The following is a 16,621-nucleotide window of genomic DNA, read 5'->3' as shown; positions in this document are numbered from 1 at the left end:
ATATTAATCTCTATGAAAACAATTCTCAAAATAGGATTAGGTGGCGGCTGTCACTGGTGTACTGAGGCTGTTTTTCAAGCAGTGACTGGTGTGGTAAAAGTAGAGCAAGGATACATTTCTAGTGAGACACCTTATGATTCTATGAGTGAAGCTGTTATCGTTCATTTCTCTACTCTAGTTGATCTAGAGCAACTTATTGACGTTCATTTAGAAACACATGCTTCAACACAACAACATAGTAGGAGAGAAGACTATCGTAGTGTGGTATATTTCTTTGATGTAGAGACTGAAAAAAAGGTGAAGTCTATTATAAATACGCTTTCGCGTAAGCGTAATAAAAAATACATCACTGCAGTGTTACCTTTTGTAGCATTTGAACCATCTCGCGAGTCCATCCAGAATTACTATAAAACCAGACCAGACGCGCCATTTTGTAAAAGATATATCGAACCGAAGTTAAAATTAGTTAGCGAAATACTTAAAAGTTAAACGTCTGTCTCAGGTAGTCGACGAGGCTTTTATTATAAACCAATGTGCCTTGACAAGCCCGGTGTGACTCTTTAGATCTTAATATTCAAAAACTCCAAATTCACTATCAATAGTCAACTTTTTAGAGCTTGCAGCTTCTACACGACCTATGATTTGTGCATCGACATTAAAGGATTTTGAGATATCAATGATTTGCTGTGCAATAGATTCATTTACATAGAGTTCCATACGATGTCCCATATTGAAAACTTGGTACATTTCTTTCCAATCTGTACCAGATTCTTCTTGAATCATTTTGAAAAGTGGTGGTAATTCAAACATGTTATCCTTGATGATATGCAAGTCATTTACAAAGTGTAAAATTTTAGTCTGTGCGCCACCAGAACAGTGTACCATACCGTGTAGATCTGCACGATTTACATCGCTCAAAATCTTTTTAATAATAGGAGCATAAGTTCGAGTAGGAGAAAGGACTAGTTTACCTGCATCTAGAGGACTACCTTCAACTGGATTAGTCAAATTTTGAGATCCAGAATACACTAAGTCTTCTGGTACGGCTGCGTCAAAACTCTCTGGAAATTTTTGAGCTAGTGTTTTATTAAATACATCATGTCTAGCGCTAGTGAGACCATTTGATCCCATACCGCCATTGTATTCTATTTCGTAAGTAGCCTGACCAGAACTAGAAAGTCCTACGATAACATCACCAGCTTTAATGTTTGCATTATCCACTACATCGCTACGTTTCATACGTGCCGTTACTGTAGAATCTACGATAATAGTTCTTACTAGATCACCAACATCTGCTGTTTCTCCACCTGTAGAAATGATTTCTACACCATGTTTTTTAAGATCTGCAATAAGCTCTTCAGTACCATTAATAATCGCACTGATCACCTCACCAGGAATTAAGTTTTTATTTCTACCTATCGTGCTAGAAAGTAAGATATTATCTGTCGCGCCTACACAAAGCAAGTCGTCTACATTCATGATAAGTGCGTCTTGAGCAATACCTTTCCAGACTGCAATGTCTCCTGTTTCTTTCCAGTACATGTATGCTAGACTACTTTTAGTACCGGCGCCGTCTGCATGCATGATAAGACAATGATCTTGCGAACCGGTCAACGAATCAGGAACGATTTTACAAAAGGCTTGTGGAAACAGTCCTTTGTCTACATTTTTTATCGCGTTATGTACGTCTTCTTTGCCAGCGCTTACACCACGCTGCGCATATCTTTTGGAAATGTCTTGGCTCATATGGCAAATTTACTATTTACATATAATTATGAGGTATGAAGTTCTAAGTATTAAGTAAAAAGTATGAATAGGTTGTTAAGAAATGAATTTAAATAAAACCATTCTGTTTTTTAAAATGTGGTTCCTGTTTCTTATAACCACGCTTTCGCGAAAGCGTTTATTAAAAAAAGCCTCTAATAATTAAATTAGAGGCTTTTATATCATTTATGTTTTAGTTAGACTAACGTGTAAATAATAATTCACGGTACTTAGTCAGTGGCCATAATTCATCGTCTACTAATAATTCTAGTTTATCACAGCTATAACGTATCACGTCAAAGTAAGGTTTTACTTTATCACAGTATTGAGCGGCAAGTAGAATTGGTTTTTAAAATAGAGTAATATAACCTTAAGTGTATTTTTGTTTTTATAATTTTCTGAGTTTCAATTTTAGATCATATTTGTTAATACTTACTAATTTTAGCTCAATTCCATCTTTAGCATCACCATCGTAGCTGTCTTTAAAATAAGTCATTAATCCTTGAGTTAATGAGTCTGTATGTTTTGCTATTTCTCCAGAATACCAAGTGAAAATTTTGATAGGTATTTGATTTCTGTTATAATCTATGTGTATTTCTTGATTAACAGCAAGTTGATTCTTAACACCTCCAAAACTGGAGTAAACTTTTATTTTAGATTCAGATTTTATTATTGAATCGTTATTAACTATTGTTTTAGTTTTACATTTTGTTCTAAATTTATTGGTGTTAAATTTAATTGAAAATGGTTCGCGGTGATTGCTCAAGTCGCCGTTTACATCAATTATTATTTCATTAAAAAATAATAAGCTATCTTTTTGGTGAGAGATTGATACTTTAGGTGCTTTCCCTTTTAGCTTATAGATTCGTAAGTTGTCTTTTTCGTATGAAATTAAATGAACATCAGGATTTTCAGGATTAATATAGATATATCGTTTAAAAATTTTCTTATCGTGTTTGCGAATTTCGTCATATTCAATAACAGTATCAAAATGAAAAGTGAGTGAGTCTAGTCTTTGACTGTTCGCATTAAGAGCGATAAGAAGTATTAATAATAATGGTATATAGTTTTTGAGCATTCTATTTTTTTAATGACTTTCTCGAAAGTATAAATATAAGAAAAGCCTCTAATAATTAAATTAGAGGCTTTTATATCATTTATGTTTTAGTAATACTAACGTGTAAATAATAATTCACGGTACTTAGTCAGTGGCCATAATTCATCGTCTACTAATAATTCTAGTTTATCACAGCTATAACGAATCACGTCAAAGTAAGGTTTTACTTTATCACAGTATTGAGCTGCAGTATCTTCAGCACTTTTTGCGTTATTTGCTTTTTTACGAGCTTCAGTCATTTCTGTAATTCCTTTATTGATCTTCTCAATATGCTCTGAGATTTCTTCAATAAGAATCATTTGCTCTTTTGCTACTTTCTTGAATTCTTTACCATAGATTTCTTTTAATCCTACTACGTTTTCTATCAATCTGTTTTGATATTTAACTGCTGTAGGAATCACATGATTACGTGCGATATCACCTAGGATACGTCCTTCAATCTGGATGCGCATTGCATATTCTTCAACTTCAATTTCATAACGAGATTCTGTCTCGATCTTACTCATGATGTTTAAGTCTTCAAAAAGCTTTATAGTTTTCTTAGAAACTTTTGCTTTAAGAGCTGTAGGCGTCGTTTTATTATTACTTAAGCCACGTTTTTTAGCTTCTTTTTCCCATGCTTCCCCATATCCATCACCTTCAAAACGTATCTTTTTAGATTGCTTAATGTACTCACGTAATACATTAAAGATAGCTTCGTCCTTCTTAAGCTTTTTGTCTTTAATTAGAGCATCTACTTCAGATTTGAACTCAATTAATTGTTGTGCAACAATCGCGTTTAAAACGGTCATTGGGTTTGCACAGTTTGCTGTAGAACCTACGGCGCGTAATTCAAATTTATTTCCTGTAAACGCAAATGGTGATGTGCGGTTACGGTCTGTATTATCTAAAATTACTTCTGGAATTTTACCAACAACGTTAAGTTTAAGGTCTGTCTTCTCTTCTGGAGAAAGCTTTCCATCAGTTACTTTTTCAAGTTCGTCAAGAACTTTAGTTAATTGCGAACCGATGAATACAGAAATAATAGCCGGTGGCGCTTCATTTGCTCCTAAACGGTGGTCATTTGATGCACTAGCGATGGTAGCTCTAATTAATTCTTCATTATCATGTACGGCTTTAATCGTATTTACAAAGAATGTCAAGAATTGTAAATTCTTCATAGGTGTGCTACCTGGAGATAGTAAATTCACACCAGTATTAGTAGCTAGAGACCAGTTGTTGTGTTTTCCAGAACCATTTACTCCTGCAAATGGCTTTTCATGGAATAATACTTTAAAATTGTGACGTGAAGCTACTTTGCGCATCACATCCATTAATAAAGAGTTATGATCTACCGCTAGATTTGCTTCTTCAAAAATAGGAGCAAGCTCAAACTGATTAGGAGCCACCTCATTATGACGTGTTTTAACAGGTATACCTAATAGCATACATTCTGTTTCCATGTCACGCATATAGTTCAATACTCTAGAAGGTATAGATCCAAAGTAATGATCATCTAGTTGTTGTCCTTTAGCAGATGAGTGACCTAATAATGTACGACCAGCTAGTTGTAAATCTGGACGTGAGTCAGCAAGTGCAGCGTCTATTAAAAAGTATTCTTGTTCCCATCCTAAAGTGGCGATTACTTTAGAAACGTTTTTGTCAAAATATTTACAAACATCAGTTGCTGCTTGATCTACCACTTGTAATGATCTTAAAAGTGGAGTTTTATTATCTAGGGCTTCTCCTGTGTAAGCGATAAATACAGTAGGAATACATAGGGTAGTTCCCATTATAAAAGCTGGAGATGTAGGATCCCAAGCAGTGTATCCACGAGCTTCAAATGTGTTTCTTATTCCACCATTAGGGAAAGAAGAGGCATCTGGCTCTTGTTGAACTAATTGTCCGCCACCAAATTTCTCAATCACTTCACCATCCATTTCTAGTTCAAAGAAAGCATCATGTTTCTCTGCAGTTCCACCAGTAAGAGGTTGAAACCAGTGCGTGTAGTGTGTTGCGCCATTTTGGATAGACCATTCTTTCATACCTGTTGAAATATGATCTGCTACTTCACGACTTATTTTTGTGCCGTTTTCCATAGCGTCTATGACACTTTTATAAGCTTGCTTCGTCAAATGCTGACGCATCGCGTGCTTATTGAAAACATTCTTACCGAATATTTCACTACGACGTTTAGGTTCATTCACTTCAATAGGCTGGCGATTGAGTGTTTCTTTTAAAGCATTAAATCTTAATGTAGACATGATGTGGTGTTATTTTTATAATAATACACCGCAAAAGTAACACTTTTTATAAATCAACCCTTGTTTTTTTAGGGATGTAATATCAACAAAACATTAAAATATGTGAATAACCCCTTAGTTATGATAGGGTGGCGAAGGCGAGGTAAATGAATAGCAGGTAGGCTGCTAGATATAGTATACCTTTATATCTTGAAATATTATAAGCTTTAGGTAAAAACGCTAGTGGTAATAAAGCAAACGAGATGCCTAACATCCAGTAGATATCATTATTTAATAATCCCATTCCTTCTGGGTTGATCTGTATAGGTTGGATTAAAGCGGTGATACCGAGAACTGATCCTATATTAAAGATGTTTGACCCTATAAGGTTTCCTAATGAAATTGCCTTCTCTTTTTTTAATGCGGCTATTATAGAAGCTGCTAGTTCAGGAACAGATGTTCCTAAGGCTACCATGGAAACTGCAATGATACTTTCGGGAATTCCTAGACTAGCTGCAATATCAACAGCACCTTTAACTAGTAACTCACTTCCTTGCCATAATGCGAGTCCTCCTAAGACTAAAAACATGAAAATCTTCCACCATTTAGTTTCTTGTAATTCCTCTTCAACATTAACAGCTTCTGGATTCTTGCGAGCTCGTCTTATAAGTAAAACCAAGAAAATGACTATTCCACCTAATAAAACGCCACCTTCCCATCGCACTAAGTTGTTGTCAGATAATAAAAGAATATATAATACGATACTAAAAGCCATCATCCATGGCCAGTTAAATTTAAAGAAATCTTTGTCAATGGCTAGTGGTGCGATGAGTGCTGTTGCTCCTAATACCAAAGCGATATTTGCAATGTTAGAACCTATAACATTACCTAAAGCTAATCCAGAAAGTCCATCTAATGCAGATTGAATACTGACAATTAATTCTGGAGCACTAGTAGCAAATGATACTACTGTGAGCCCAATGATCATTCTAGATAGTTTTAACTTTAAAGATAATCCCACAGATGATCTTACTAGAAATTCACCACCTATGACTAAAAGAACTAAACCTATTAATAAATAAAATAAACTCATAAGAGAAGAAGGTATAGAATGATTTATAGAATAACTAGGATGGTTTAATTATGGGGTAACCTCACATATACAACGGAAACCTGTATTCAGTTCTTTAGCCTCATAATAAGATAGTGATTTATATAAAGGTAAGTAAGGTCCGTTTTTAGACAATTCTTTCATTTCAAAAACAGCCATGTGATAGTCGTCTTGAATTCTTCTGAATTTGTAAAAATCTCCAGCATAGCTATAGATCTCATCTTGATAGGTAAGTAGTTTTAATTGCTTGTCTAGTAAGTTTTGAGCAGCAATCATCTCTTTCTCACTAGGTAGTCGATAAGAAACTTTTGTTGGATATTGGGATCTTTGATTCTCATTCTTACTGCGTATACCATAAACTGCGTTTACCATATCTGTGCGCCATTTACAGAATAGCTCAGCTTTTTCTTGTGATACGTGAACTACAGGATGCCATTGGTAATATGGGTGGCTGGTATAGTTTCCTAGTGTGAGTTTAGGAGTTACCATTAATCTAGGGTCTAATGTAGCTCCTATCATTAATCTTGTACTACCGTTATATGGTTGGAAAACAGAGTCTGCTTCTAATCCATAGGATGGGTAAGATTTCATTTTCTCATGTTTCTTCTCAGACCAGTAGTTGCCTAAATGATCTAAAAATTCAGAATACATAAGGTTAGTAACAGGTACTCTATCAATATACAACTTGTCGGTAAGTTTAATGGTTCCAGGTGGGATTGATGTGTCTTCTAACTCAATCGCAACCTCAGTATTGCTAGGTTTAGGTCCACAGCTGATGGTTAAAATAATAAGGATAAATAATGGTAATGGTAATTTTTTTAATAAACTCATTTAAGTAAAACTTAGCTGTTAAAAACATTTAATATCTTAAGACTACAAGGTTACAAATTTAGACATTACATTGACGACTTTTGCAACTACTTAACATCAACTTTTATAATAACACATCACAACTATGAAATTTTTTATTGACACCGCAAACCTAGATCAAATTGCCGAAGCCCAATCGATGGGTGTCCTAGATGGAGTAACCACTAATCCTTCTCTTATGGCAAAAGAAGGTATAACAGGTAGCGAGAATATTTTAAATCACTACAAGAAGATATGTGATATTGTTGATGGACACGTAAGTGCCGAGGTGATTTCAACAGATTTTGAAGGGATGGTTAAAGAAGGAGAAGCACTAGCTGCAATGAATGACCAGATCGTTGTAAAGTTACCTATGATTAAGGATGGTGTAAGAGCTTGTAAGTATTTTAGTGATAAAGGTATTAAGACTAATGTCACTTTAGTTTTTAGTCCAGGACAGGCATTACTTGCAGCAAAAGCAGGTGCCACTTATGTATCTCCATTCATAGGTAGATTAGACGATATATCTACAGATGGTTTAAACCTAATTGCTGAAATCAGAATGATTTATGATAACTATGGTTTTGATACAGAAATTCTGGCTGCATCTGTAAGACATACCATGCATGTGATTGACTGTGCAAAATTAGGGGCAGACGTTATGACAGGACCATTAAGTTCGATTGAAGGTTTATTAAAACATCCATTAACAGATATAGGTCTTGCAAAATTTCTTGCAGATTATAAGAAAGGGAATTAAGAGATAGCTCAGTTATTAAATAAAAAAGGCTCGCATTGCGAGCCTTTTTTATTTAATCTTTATCTGTTAATATAACCCAACAGCGTTGTTTCTATTTGATAATGAAATAGATTAATACTAGGGTCTATTATCGTGAGATTTTTATCAATTACCATGCTGCGATTATCATTGCGCAATGCTAATTGTGCGGTCACCGGTGAGGTGTTTAGGATTTGATACTCCATGTTAGAGTTAAAACTATAACGCTCATAAGCTTCTTCCCATTGATTACCTTCAGAATCATCTAGATTAATACCTATAAAATCAATCTCAGGATACTTAAGTCTTAAATCTTTAATTTTATCGTGTACTCTTATTGCATATTCACGCTCATCATCAGACCAGAAGAATAAGACCGTCAGTTTCTTTACACGCTCAGATAATTCCATTTTATCCCTATTAGTGTTTTGGATCTTAATGTTAGGCATTTCATTACCAGGATCCAGTTTAATGTAGGTAGATGCTGTAGTAGTAATTCTGTTTTTTAACTCAGCATCGTCAGTCATGCTTGTGAATAAGTCAACTAATTCATTAATCTCATTAGCATTTTTACGATTCATTATGAAATGTTGCGTAATGTTAGAAGCAAAAATATCTTTAACTATTCCACGTGAAAATAAACTATCAATTACAGCCAGTCTCTTCTTTTGATATTTTAAACTAGATCGGTCTACCAGCACACCTGATCCTAATTCTTTTGCCAGGCTAGTAAATGCAAGGTTAGAAATCAGGGAATTTACATAAGGTCTGAAGGCTATATTATTAAGTAGTGATTTGTCATCTATGTCAAAATCTTTTCTGTAAGAATAAAATGAAGGCGGCAATTCTTTACTTTCTAAAAAATCATTTTTACCATAGTGTACAAAAGGAAAGCGCTCTATTTTTGACCACATTGAAAATTTAAAAACCTTATCTGCATGGCACAAAAAATCTGGATCTAGTGAATGTTCTTCAGCAATAGATTCTAGATTTAATATTCTAGCCTCGGTAATGCTATCTAACACTTTTTTAAATTCTGTATGTGATAACTTATAATTATTAAGAAATTCACGATCATCTTTTTCAATTTGCACAAAAAGATTAATAAGATAATTATTTTCTTTTGAATGTGTTCCAGAGAAAGCTAGAGTTTCATCAAAGGCCTTAGTATTAAGCCTTAAAACAGTGCTGTCTCCAGGTGAAAGATATACAGACTGATATTCTCCAGGATGTGCAAATGTATATAGACCAGGTTTAAGTGAGTTATACGATTTTGAAAAAGAACCATCTGCCGCTAAAGGAATTGTATCTGTTAAGCCATTAAAATCTTTTAAGGTTACAAATTCTTTATGAGCATTGATAATTTTACCTGAAATATGAGTAACAGCATTAGAATTATCTTCCTTACATGAGGTAAATAGTAATAGTACTCCAGTAATTAAGGAGCTAATAAGAAGATAATTACGCTTTCGCGAAAGCAGACTATAAAAAATCATTAACGGTACTCATTTGGGCTAATAGCAAAAGAAACATTTATATGTGCGATAACTAGTTAATGAGCTGTTAAAAACAACAAAATCAATGTGGTAAATACCTAATAATATCAGTACTTTTGCACGCTCAAAGACAAAAATATGTTATCAGTTTCTAATTTATCTGTTCAATTTGGTAAACGCGTCCTTTTTGATGATGTTCACGCAAAGTTTGGTGGTAGTAATTGTTATGGAATTATAGGTGCAAATGGAGCCGGTAAATCTACATTTTTAAAGATTTTAACTGGACAAATGGAACCTACAAGCGGTCATGTCTCGTTAGAGGCTGGTAAACGCATGTCTGTTCTTGAGCAAAATCACAATGCCTATGATGAGGTTACGGTTCTAGAAACGGTGCTGCAAGGTAATAAGCCTTTGTATAAATTAAAGACTGAAATTGATGCTCTTTACGCAGATTATACTGATGAGAATGCAGAGAAGATAGGAGAGCTGCAAGTACAATTTGAAGAAATGGATGGATGGAATGCAGATAGTGCTGCGGCATCTTTACTTTCTAACTTAGGTATAGGTGAAGAGTACCATTACACCTTAATGGGTGATATGGATAATAAACTTAAAGTACGTGTGTTACTTACTCAGGCATTATTTGGTAATCCAGATGTTCTTATAATGGATGAGCCTACTAACGATCTGGACTATGAAACAATCTCGTGGTTAGAGCACTTTTTAGCAAATTATGAGAACACAGTCATTGTCGTATCGCATGACCGTCACTTTCTAGATGCTGTATGTACACATATTGCAGACATCGATTTTGGTAAAGTAAATCAATACAGTGGTAACTACACGTTTTGGTATGAATCTTCACAACTTGCGGCTAGACAAAAAGCACAAGCTAATAAGAAAGCCGAAGAGAAGAAGAAAGAGCTTCAGGAATTTGTCGCACGTTTTAGTGCAAACATGGCAAAATCTAAACAAGCAACTTCTCGTAAGAAGATGATTGATAAATTAAATATTGAAGAAATCAAACCTTCATCACGTCGTTATCCTGCAATTATTTTTGAAAGAGAAAGAGAAGCTGGAGACCAAATCTTAAATGTAGAAAAACTTGCTGCATCAATTGATGGAGAGGTGCTGTTTAAAGATGTCGATATCAACCTGGCAAAAGGTGATAAAGTAGTTGTGTTTTCTAGAGATAGCCGTGCAACGACCGCTTTTTATCAAATAATAAATGATAAAATGAAAGCAGACGCAGGTACTTTTATGTGGGGAATTACTACAAATCAAAGCTATTTACCAGTCGATAATGCAGAGTTTTTTGACGTTGATTTGAACTTAGTGGACTGGTTAAGACAATATGCTCAAACTGAAGAAGAGCGTGAAGAAGTTCACTTACGTGGATTTTTAGGTAAGATGATTTTCTCTGGTGAAGAGGCACTGAAAAGTGCTAGAGTACTTTCTGGAGGAGAAAAAGTGAGATGTATGCTATCTCGTATGATGATGAAGAGAGCAAATGTTCTTATCGTCGATGAGCCTACTAACCACCTTGACCTGGAATCTATACAAGCTTTAAATAATAGTTTAAAGAATTTTAAAGGTACGGTACTGCTTACGACACATGATCATGAGTTTGCACAAACGGTAGGTAATAGAGTGATTGAATTAACACCTAATGGAGTTATCGACCGTTACACAACATTTGAAGAGTATATGGATGATAAAGCAATTAGAGAGCTAAGAAATAAGATGTATAATTCTTAAACTTCCAATGTTATAAAATTAAAAAACCCATTTCTGTTTTTAGAAATGGGTTTTTTAGTAGGGTATATTTTAAGTCTATTCAGACTTAGTTTTTTTATTTTTAAAATACTCAAATCCTCGGTATAACCCTAAACCTACTAAGAAAATTGAACCTACTAGTTGAAAATTAGAGACGTCTTTATTTAACATAAATCGCTCATAAATCTTCCAAGCTCCTAATCCTAAAAAAGCGAGTCCTAGAAAAAATTTGATGGACTCTTTATTCTGCATTTTTATTAATCAAAGCATTATAGGCCACGACAAGCCCGTAAACTACTATTGCTACTGATAAGACTACTCGCCATGTGGGCATTTCTTGTCCTAGAATAAAATGATTGTATAGTCTCCAAGAACCAAATCCAATCATTACTGCGGCAATGATACCTCCTAAAAATGGGTTTCTAGTTTTCATATTTAAATATATGAAAGCAAGATAATAAAAAAACGCTCCTATTAAAAAATAGGAGCGTTTCATTGCCTTGTTTTTGAATAAGCAATTAGGCGTTAAAATATTTTGAATTCCATATGGCGGTATTAAAATTTTTACCTTTTGCAAAAGAATAGTAGAGAACTATTGCCGCAACTGATTTGAACATAAAAAAGAAAATTAATACGAATTGAATCCCGCTAGTTTCTGGTGAGAAAACGCCTCCAGGTACAAGTGCACTTATCAATAAACTCACTAATAAAGTTGAGACTATTAAGTTTTCAAAACATTTAAAGGACCAAGCCCATATTTTTCTCATCGGACTTAAATCATTTCCCCATTTATGAATCAAATAAAAGTATCCATTTCCTATAGGAGCAAAAAGTAATGGGTCATCAGCATTTTCTAATTTAAACATTTTTGAAGGAGCGACTATCTTAAAACCTTTCATAGTGATATGATGTCTCTTTTCCATTTGCTTAATAATGCTCACGGCTTCTTGAGGAATCTCGTTTTTAAAATACTTAGTATCTAGAAATCTCAATCTATAATCCACACATATGTCCCTTATTTGATCAATATGATATATGCGATTGGTCTCTAGTAAATCAAGGTTAAATTGATTGCGAGGAGTTGGTTTTTGAGGGCTTTTCATGCGAGCCATAATAGCATCCTCTTTCAACTGATCATCTTTGAGAATTTGAGATACTTGTTCTAGAATATCAACCTCTTGATACTTTTTATCTCTAGCTTTCTGTAGTTGTTGTTCAATATCTGTGCGCTCAAACATAAATTCCTATAATTAGATATTTAAAAATATGAGGAATTTTTTAAATTTAAAAACTCCTTCACAAACTATGTCGTAAAGGAGTTTAAAAGCTATCAGTTAAAGATATATTTTAACGTAGTTCTACTCCAGCTTGTTTTTCTAGTTGCTGTTGTATTTTTTGCATCGCTTTATCGATTTGTTTATCAGTAAGTGTTTTTACTTCATCTTGTAATAAAAAACTTAATGCATAGGATTTTTTACCTTTTGCAAGATTTTTACCTTCATAAACATCGAATAGTTGAACCTCTTTGAGGAGTTTTTTCTCAGTTTGTAAGGCAATATCATGTAATTCCTTAAAGCTAGTCTCATCGTTAACTAATAAAGCTAGATCTCTTTTAACAGCAGGAAATTTAGGTATTGCAGTTACCGATTTGCGATCTTCTTTTACTAATTTCAATACTTCATCCCAATAGATATTTGCATAATGCACAGTTGCATCTATATCAAATGATTTACATACCTTCTTTTTAACAACTCCAAGATCTGCGATTTTAGTACCGCTATTCAATGATATTCCTTCACTTAAGAAATCCATCTTAGTAGGTTTCTCATTTATTTTAGTAATACCTAATCTTTTAAGAGCACTTATTACGGCACCTTTTAAGTAAAAGAAGTCAGCCGTGCGAGATGTATTATTCCAACTTTGTTCATGTATAGCACCGGTAGTTATTAAACTTAAATGCTTTTGCTCTGTAAATTGTCTTTCTTGATATTGATGATAAGTATTACCGAATTCAAACAATCTTAAATTCTCTTGTCTACGGTTAATATTATGAGAAACAGCCTCTAGAGCCCCATAGATCATGCTTTGACGCATAACAGATAAATCACTACTTAAAGGATTTAACATGCGCACTTCATTCTTTGGAGATATTTGCTCTGTAAGTGTATGGTATTTATCAGAGGTAAGGCTATTTGCCATCATTTCATAAAAGCCTTGACCAGCAAGTTGCTGTGCTACTAGGTTTTGTAGTTTATGATTGTCTAACCTCGAACTTTTTGCAATACTAGCATTTAGTTTATCGCTAGTTTCTATGCGATCATATCCATAAACACGTAAAATCTCTTCAATGACATCTGCTGGTCTAGTAACATCATTGCGATATGCAGGAATTGTCAGACCTAATCCTGTTTCTGTTACATTATTAACGTGAATATCTAATGTTCTAAGAATACTCTTGATTTCTTCTTTAGGTATTTCCTTTCCTATTAAAGAATTGACTTTAGAAAAGGGAAGAAAAACCTGTTGGTCCTCAATTTTATGAGAATAAACATCAGTGATATCACTACTTATTTCTCCACCAGCAGTTTCTATTATTAATAAGGCAGCACGCTTAAGTGCATATTCTGTAATATTAGGGTCTATGCCACGTTCAAATCTAAAAGAAGCATCTGTGTTAAAACCATGACGTTTTGCCGTTTTACGTACGCTTACTGGATTGAAATATGCAGATTCTAAAAAGATAGAATTAGTCCCTTTTTTAACACCACTATTTAATCCACCATAAACACCTGCAATACATAATGGTTTTACACCATCACAAATCATTAAATCCTCTTCATGTAAGTCATGTTCTACCTCATCTAGAGTAGTGAACTTAGTTCCAGCCGGTAATGTTTTTACAACAATCTTATTTCCTTCAATGGCGCTTAAATCAAAAGCATGCAGTGGTTGACCTAACTCATGCATCACATAGTTAGTTATATCAACGACATTATTTTTAGGAGCAATACCTATGGCTTTTAATCTATTTTGAATCCAATCTGGAGAATCTTTTATAGTTAAACCTGTAAGTGTAACACCACAATATCTAGGTGCAAGTTCTGGTTGATCAATTGCTATATCAACTCTGTGTGAACGGTTGTCTACATGAAAACTACTTACAGATGGCGTGATAAACTCTAATAAATCTCCTTCAATCGCAAGTCCTGCTCTTAAATCACGTGCAACACCTAGGTGTGACATCGCATCAGATCTATTAGGCGTCAGTCCAATCTCTATAGTATAGTCATTTTCTATATTTATTACTTCACTAAATAATGTTCCTGGTTCTAATGATGCGTCTAGAACCATGATACCATCATGTGATGTACCTATGTTCAGTTCATCTTCGGCACAGATCATACCATGGCTTTCTTCACCACGTATTTTTCCTTTTTTGATTTTCCATGCCTCACCAGTTTCTGTGTATAGTGTAGTGCCTATGGTGGCTACCGGTACTTTTTGCCCAGCAGCTACGTTAGGTGCGCCACATACAATCTGCACTGTTTCAGTGCCTATATTTACTTTGGTAAGTTTAAGTTTATCAGCATTGGGATGTTTCACACATTCCAGTACGTGACCTACTACAATACCTTGCAATCCTCCTTTTACGCTTTCAAATTTCTCAATACCTTCTACTTCTAAACCTAGAGAAGTGAGCAAAGCTGCGTGCTCTTCAATTGATTCAGGAACAGTTATAAATTGACGTATCCAGTTGTAAGAAACCTTCATATAATTGTAGTTTTTTAAGGCAGTAAAGATAGTATTAATGGCGCTTTCGCGAAAGCGTATCCCATATAATCACATTAGGTTTATATCATCCAATGACCATGATGTACTATTTCTAAAACAGCAATGGCGAGTAACCATTTTTCCTCTTCTGGTGATGGTGTGTTGAGTAATGACATTATAGGTTGTCCAATAGCGTTTTCATTAAAGTTGTTTTTGAAAAGGCCTTCTTCAAAATCTGCATAATTAGGTGCAACATAAACGGTCGCTAATTTCTTGTCATTGATAATAACCTCATAGCTAGAATCACCAAAGCGATACCTGAAGTTACCCGAATTTATAGAAATCTTTGTCGGGTGAACGGCATTACCTATATAATTTCCTTGTGAGTTAAAGAGACCACCTGAATTTGTAATACTACCTAAATATTGATTATTGAGAGTAATGTATATGGTATCTTCTTTCACTTCATAGCCCAAGTTAAAAATCGTTGAGCCCACATAGAATTGTCCATCAGATCTAAAACCTCGCTCTATACGACTGAAAGCCATGATAGGTTTTTGATCTGTTGCATAAACGGTTCCTACTAGCCGTCTCGTCATTCCTTTAGAAAATTGATAAGTCATCCATGAAGATATATCTGTAAAACTACGATCACCCCAAGGAACAAGGGACTTTTTCATATAATCAACACGTGCCAGCAACTGCTGCTTTTCATTTTGAGTCTGCTGTGGTGACTTTTCTTTATTGGCTTTTCTTGCAAACCATCTTATTAAAAAAAACATTCCTACTACAAAGCCTATCATGGCTAGTGCAGTCAGTAGAAAAGTAAGAAAGATGAAAGTTTCCAATCTGAAAAGTATTTAAAGAAATGTTTCTAGTAATCCCATTTACGTTTTTGATTCAACTCTTCCATTTCTTCTAATGCTTCTTGTGGAATCACTTTTAAAAATGATGAGTGCTGTTCTATAGCATATTCAATTTTTTCTACGATGGATTCTACGCTTTCATTTTCATAATCGATATCTAGTGGTTCTTTAATGACCATAGATTGTAGAATATTACGTTTTTTAATACGTAGTCCTTTTTTATCAAAACTTCTACGGAAACCATCAATTACAATAGGAACAACAATAGGTTTATATTGTTTAATGATATGGGCAGTACCTTTTCTAATAGGTTTAAATGGTTTTGTAGTTCCCTGAGGAAATGTAATAACCCAGCCATCATTTAAGGCGACACCTATATTCTTAGTGTCATCTGGATTAACAGATCTATTTACTTCTTCTCCTTTTGCACGCCAGGTACGTTCTACGGTAATCGCGCCTACGTAAGCAAACACTTTCGGTAAAAATCCACTGGTCATGGTTTCCTTTGCGGCTACATAATAGATATTAAGTTTAGGGTTCCACAGATAACCTACGTTTTTAATAGAATCTTGTCTGCCAGATAAGGCAGCATTAAATACATGAAACATGCTTACCACGTCTGCAAAATAGGTCTGATGATTTGAAATGAAAAGAACACCTTGTTCTGGTAGGTTTCTCAAAATCTCACTTCCTTCAATCTGTAATTCATTAAAACCTCTAAAACGTCTGTGAGATAACACACCTAAAAAGCGTATTAAAAAACGTTTAATCCATAGTATATGTCCGAAAGGATTTTTTTTGAATAATCCCATAGAGTCATTTAAGTTTAAGGGACGGCTAAGATAGGGATTGTAAGGATACTAGCTGTTAA

Annotated in this window: 15 protein-coding genes; 3 read left to right on the top strand and 12 right to left on the bottom strand. The window is 34.4% G+C overall.

The features are described 5' to 3' along the window. Nucleotides 1-12 precede the first annotated feature (12 nt). Complete coding sequence (locus IL45_RS05285; protein WP_036581198.1) at nucleotides 13-489, top strand: peptide-methionine (S)-S-oxide reductase; 477 nt, start codon at nucleotides 13-15, stop codon at nucleotides 487-489. 78 nt (nucleotides 490-567) lie between these two features. Here IL45_RS05285 and IL45_RS05280 read toward each other — a convergent pair whose 3' ends face one another. The 5 genes from IL45_RS05280 to IL45_RS05260 form a co-directional block, all read right to left on the bottom strand. Further along, complete coding sequence (locus tag IL45_RS05280) at nucleotides 568-1,746, bottom strand: AIR synthase related protein (protein ID WP_036581195.1); 1,179 nt, start codon at nucleotides 1,744-1,746, stop codon at nucleotides 568-570. A gap of 406 nt (nucleotides 1,747-2,152) precedes the next feature. Beyond that, nucleotides 2,153-2,842, bottom strand: a complete 690-nt coding sequence (locus IL45_RS05275; RefSeq protein WP_036581193.1) for a hypothetical protein — start codon at nucleotides 2,840-2,842, stop codon at nucleotides 2,153-2,155. Nucleotides 2,843-2,937: 95 nt separating this feature from the next. Continuing rightward, nucleotides 2,938-5,124: a glutamine synthetase III family protein gene (locus IL45_RS05270; protein ID WP_036581190.1), complete on the bottom strand. Its 2,187-nt coding sequence runs from the start codon at nucleotides 5,122-5,124 to the stop codon at nucleotides 2,938-2,940. A 118-nt stretch (nucleotides 5,125-5,242) separates the two neighbouring features. Continuing rightward, nucleotides 5,243-6,196 (bottom strand): calcium/sodium antiporter, encoded by a 954-nt coding sequence (locus tag IL45_RS05265; protein ID WP_036581187.1) that lies wholly within the window; start codon nucleotides 6,194-6,196, stop codon nucleotides 5,243-5,245. Nucleotides 6,197-6,244: 48 nt separating this feature from the next. After that, the gene (locus IL45_RS05260) at nucleotides 6,245-7,045 is read right to left on the bottom strand and encodes an SUMF1/EgtB/PvdO family nonheme iron enzyme (protein WP_036581184.1); all 801 of its coding nucleotides are present in this window, start codon (nucleotides 7,043-7,045) and stop codon (nucleotides 6,245-6,247) included. 124 nt (nucleotides 7,046-7,169) lie between these two features. Here IL45_RS05260 and fsa point away from each other — a divergent pair, with 124 nt between their 5' ends. Further along, entirely contained in the window at nucleotides 7,170-7,823 is a 654-nt protein-coding gene (gene fsa / locus IL45_RS05255; RefSeq protein WP_036581181.1) for a fructose-6-phosphate aldolase, read from the top strand. A 59-nt stretch (nucleotides 7,824-7,882) separates the two neighbouring features. On the opposite strand, the gene IL45_RS05250 is transcribed toward fsa, so the two are convergent. Further along, entirely contained in the window at nucleotides 7,883-9,337 is a 1,455-nt protein-coding gene (locus IL45_RS05250) for a TlpA family protein disulfide reductase (protein ID WP_036581179.1), read from the bottom strand. A gap of 138 nt (nucleotides 9,338-9,475) precedes the next feature. Here IL45_RS05250 and IL45_RS05245 point away from each other — a divergent pair, with 138 nt between their 5' ends. Continuing rightward, on the top strand, nucleotides 9,476-11,095 hold the full coding sequence (locus tag IL45_RS05245) for an ABC-F family ATP-binding cassette domain-containing protein (protein ID WP_036581176.1): 1,620 nt from the start codon (nucleotides 9,476-9,478) through the stop codon (nucleotides 11,093-11,095). Between the two features lie 75 nt (nucleotides 11,096-11,170). On the opposite strand, the gene IL45_RS05240 is transcribed toward IL45_RS05245, so the two are convergent. From IL45_RS05240 to IL45_RS05215, 6 genes are all read right to left on the bottom strand, one after another. Continuing rightward, nucleotides 11,171-11,365 carry a hypothetical protein gene (locus IL45_RS05240; protein ID WP_036581174.1) on the bottom strand — a complete coding sequence of 65 codons (195 nt, stop codon included), beginning with the start codon at nucleotides 11,363-11,365 and terminating at the stop codon, nucleotides 11,171-11,173. Beyond that, the gene (locus IL45_RS05235; protein WP_146128661.1) at nucleotides 11,355-11,546 is read right to left on the bottom strand and encodes a hypothetical protein; all 192 of its coding nucleotides are present in this window, start codon (nucleotides 11,544-11,546) and stop codon (nucleotides 11,355-11,357) included. The genes IL45_RS05240 and IL45_RS05235 overlap by 11 nt, the downstream gene beginning before the upstream one ends. Before the next feature lie 85 nt (nucleotides 11,547-11,631). Next, nucleotides 11,632-12,351, bottom strand: a complete 720-nt coding sequence (locus tag IL45_RS05230) for a hypothetical protein (RefSeq protein ID WP_036581169.1) — start codon at nucleotides 12,349-12,351, stop codon at nucleotides 11,632-11,634. 109 nt (nucleotides 12,352-12,460) lie between these two features. Further along, nucleotides 12,461-14,884 carry a phenylalanine--tRNA ligase subunit beta gene (pheT, locus tag IL45_RS05225; RefSeq protein WP_036581167.1) on the bottom strand — a complete coding sequence of 808 codons (2,424 nt, stop codon included), beginning with the start codon at nucleotides 14,882-14,884 and terminating at the stop codon, nucleotides 12,461-12,463. 80 nt (nucleotides 14,885-14,964) lie between these two features. After that, the gene (locus IL45_RS05220) at nucleotides 14,965-15,732 is read right to left on the bottom strand and encodes a hypothetical protein (protein ID WP_036581164.1); all 768 of its coding nucleotides are present in this window, start codon (nucleotides 15,730-15,732) and stop codon (nucleotides 14,965-14,967) included. A 26-nt stretch (nucleotides 15,733-15,758) separates the two neighbouring features. After that, entirely contained in the window at nucleotides 15,759-16,562 is an 804-nt protein-coding gene (locus IL45_RS05215; protein ID WP_036581162.1) for a lysophospholipid acyltransferase family protein, read from the bottom strand. Between the last annotated feature and the right edge of the window lie 59 nt (nucleotides 16,563-16,621).

This window comes from Nonlabens ulvanivorans (genome assembly GCF_000732625.1).
In the GTDB taxonomy this organism is placed as follows: Bacteria; Bacteroidota; Bacteroidia; order Flavobacteriales; family Flavobacteriaceae; genus Nonlabens; species Nonlabens ulvanivorans.
The sequence above is the reverse complement of the archived record's forward strand: the minus strand, read 5'-3'. Positions and strand labels throughout refer to the sequence as shown.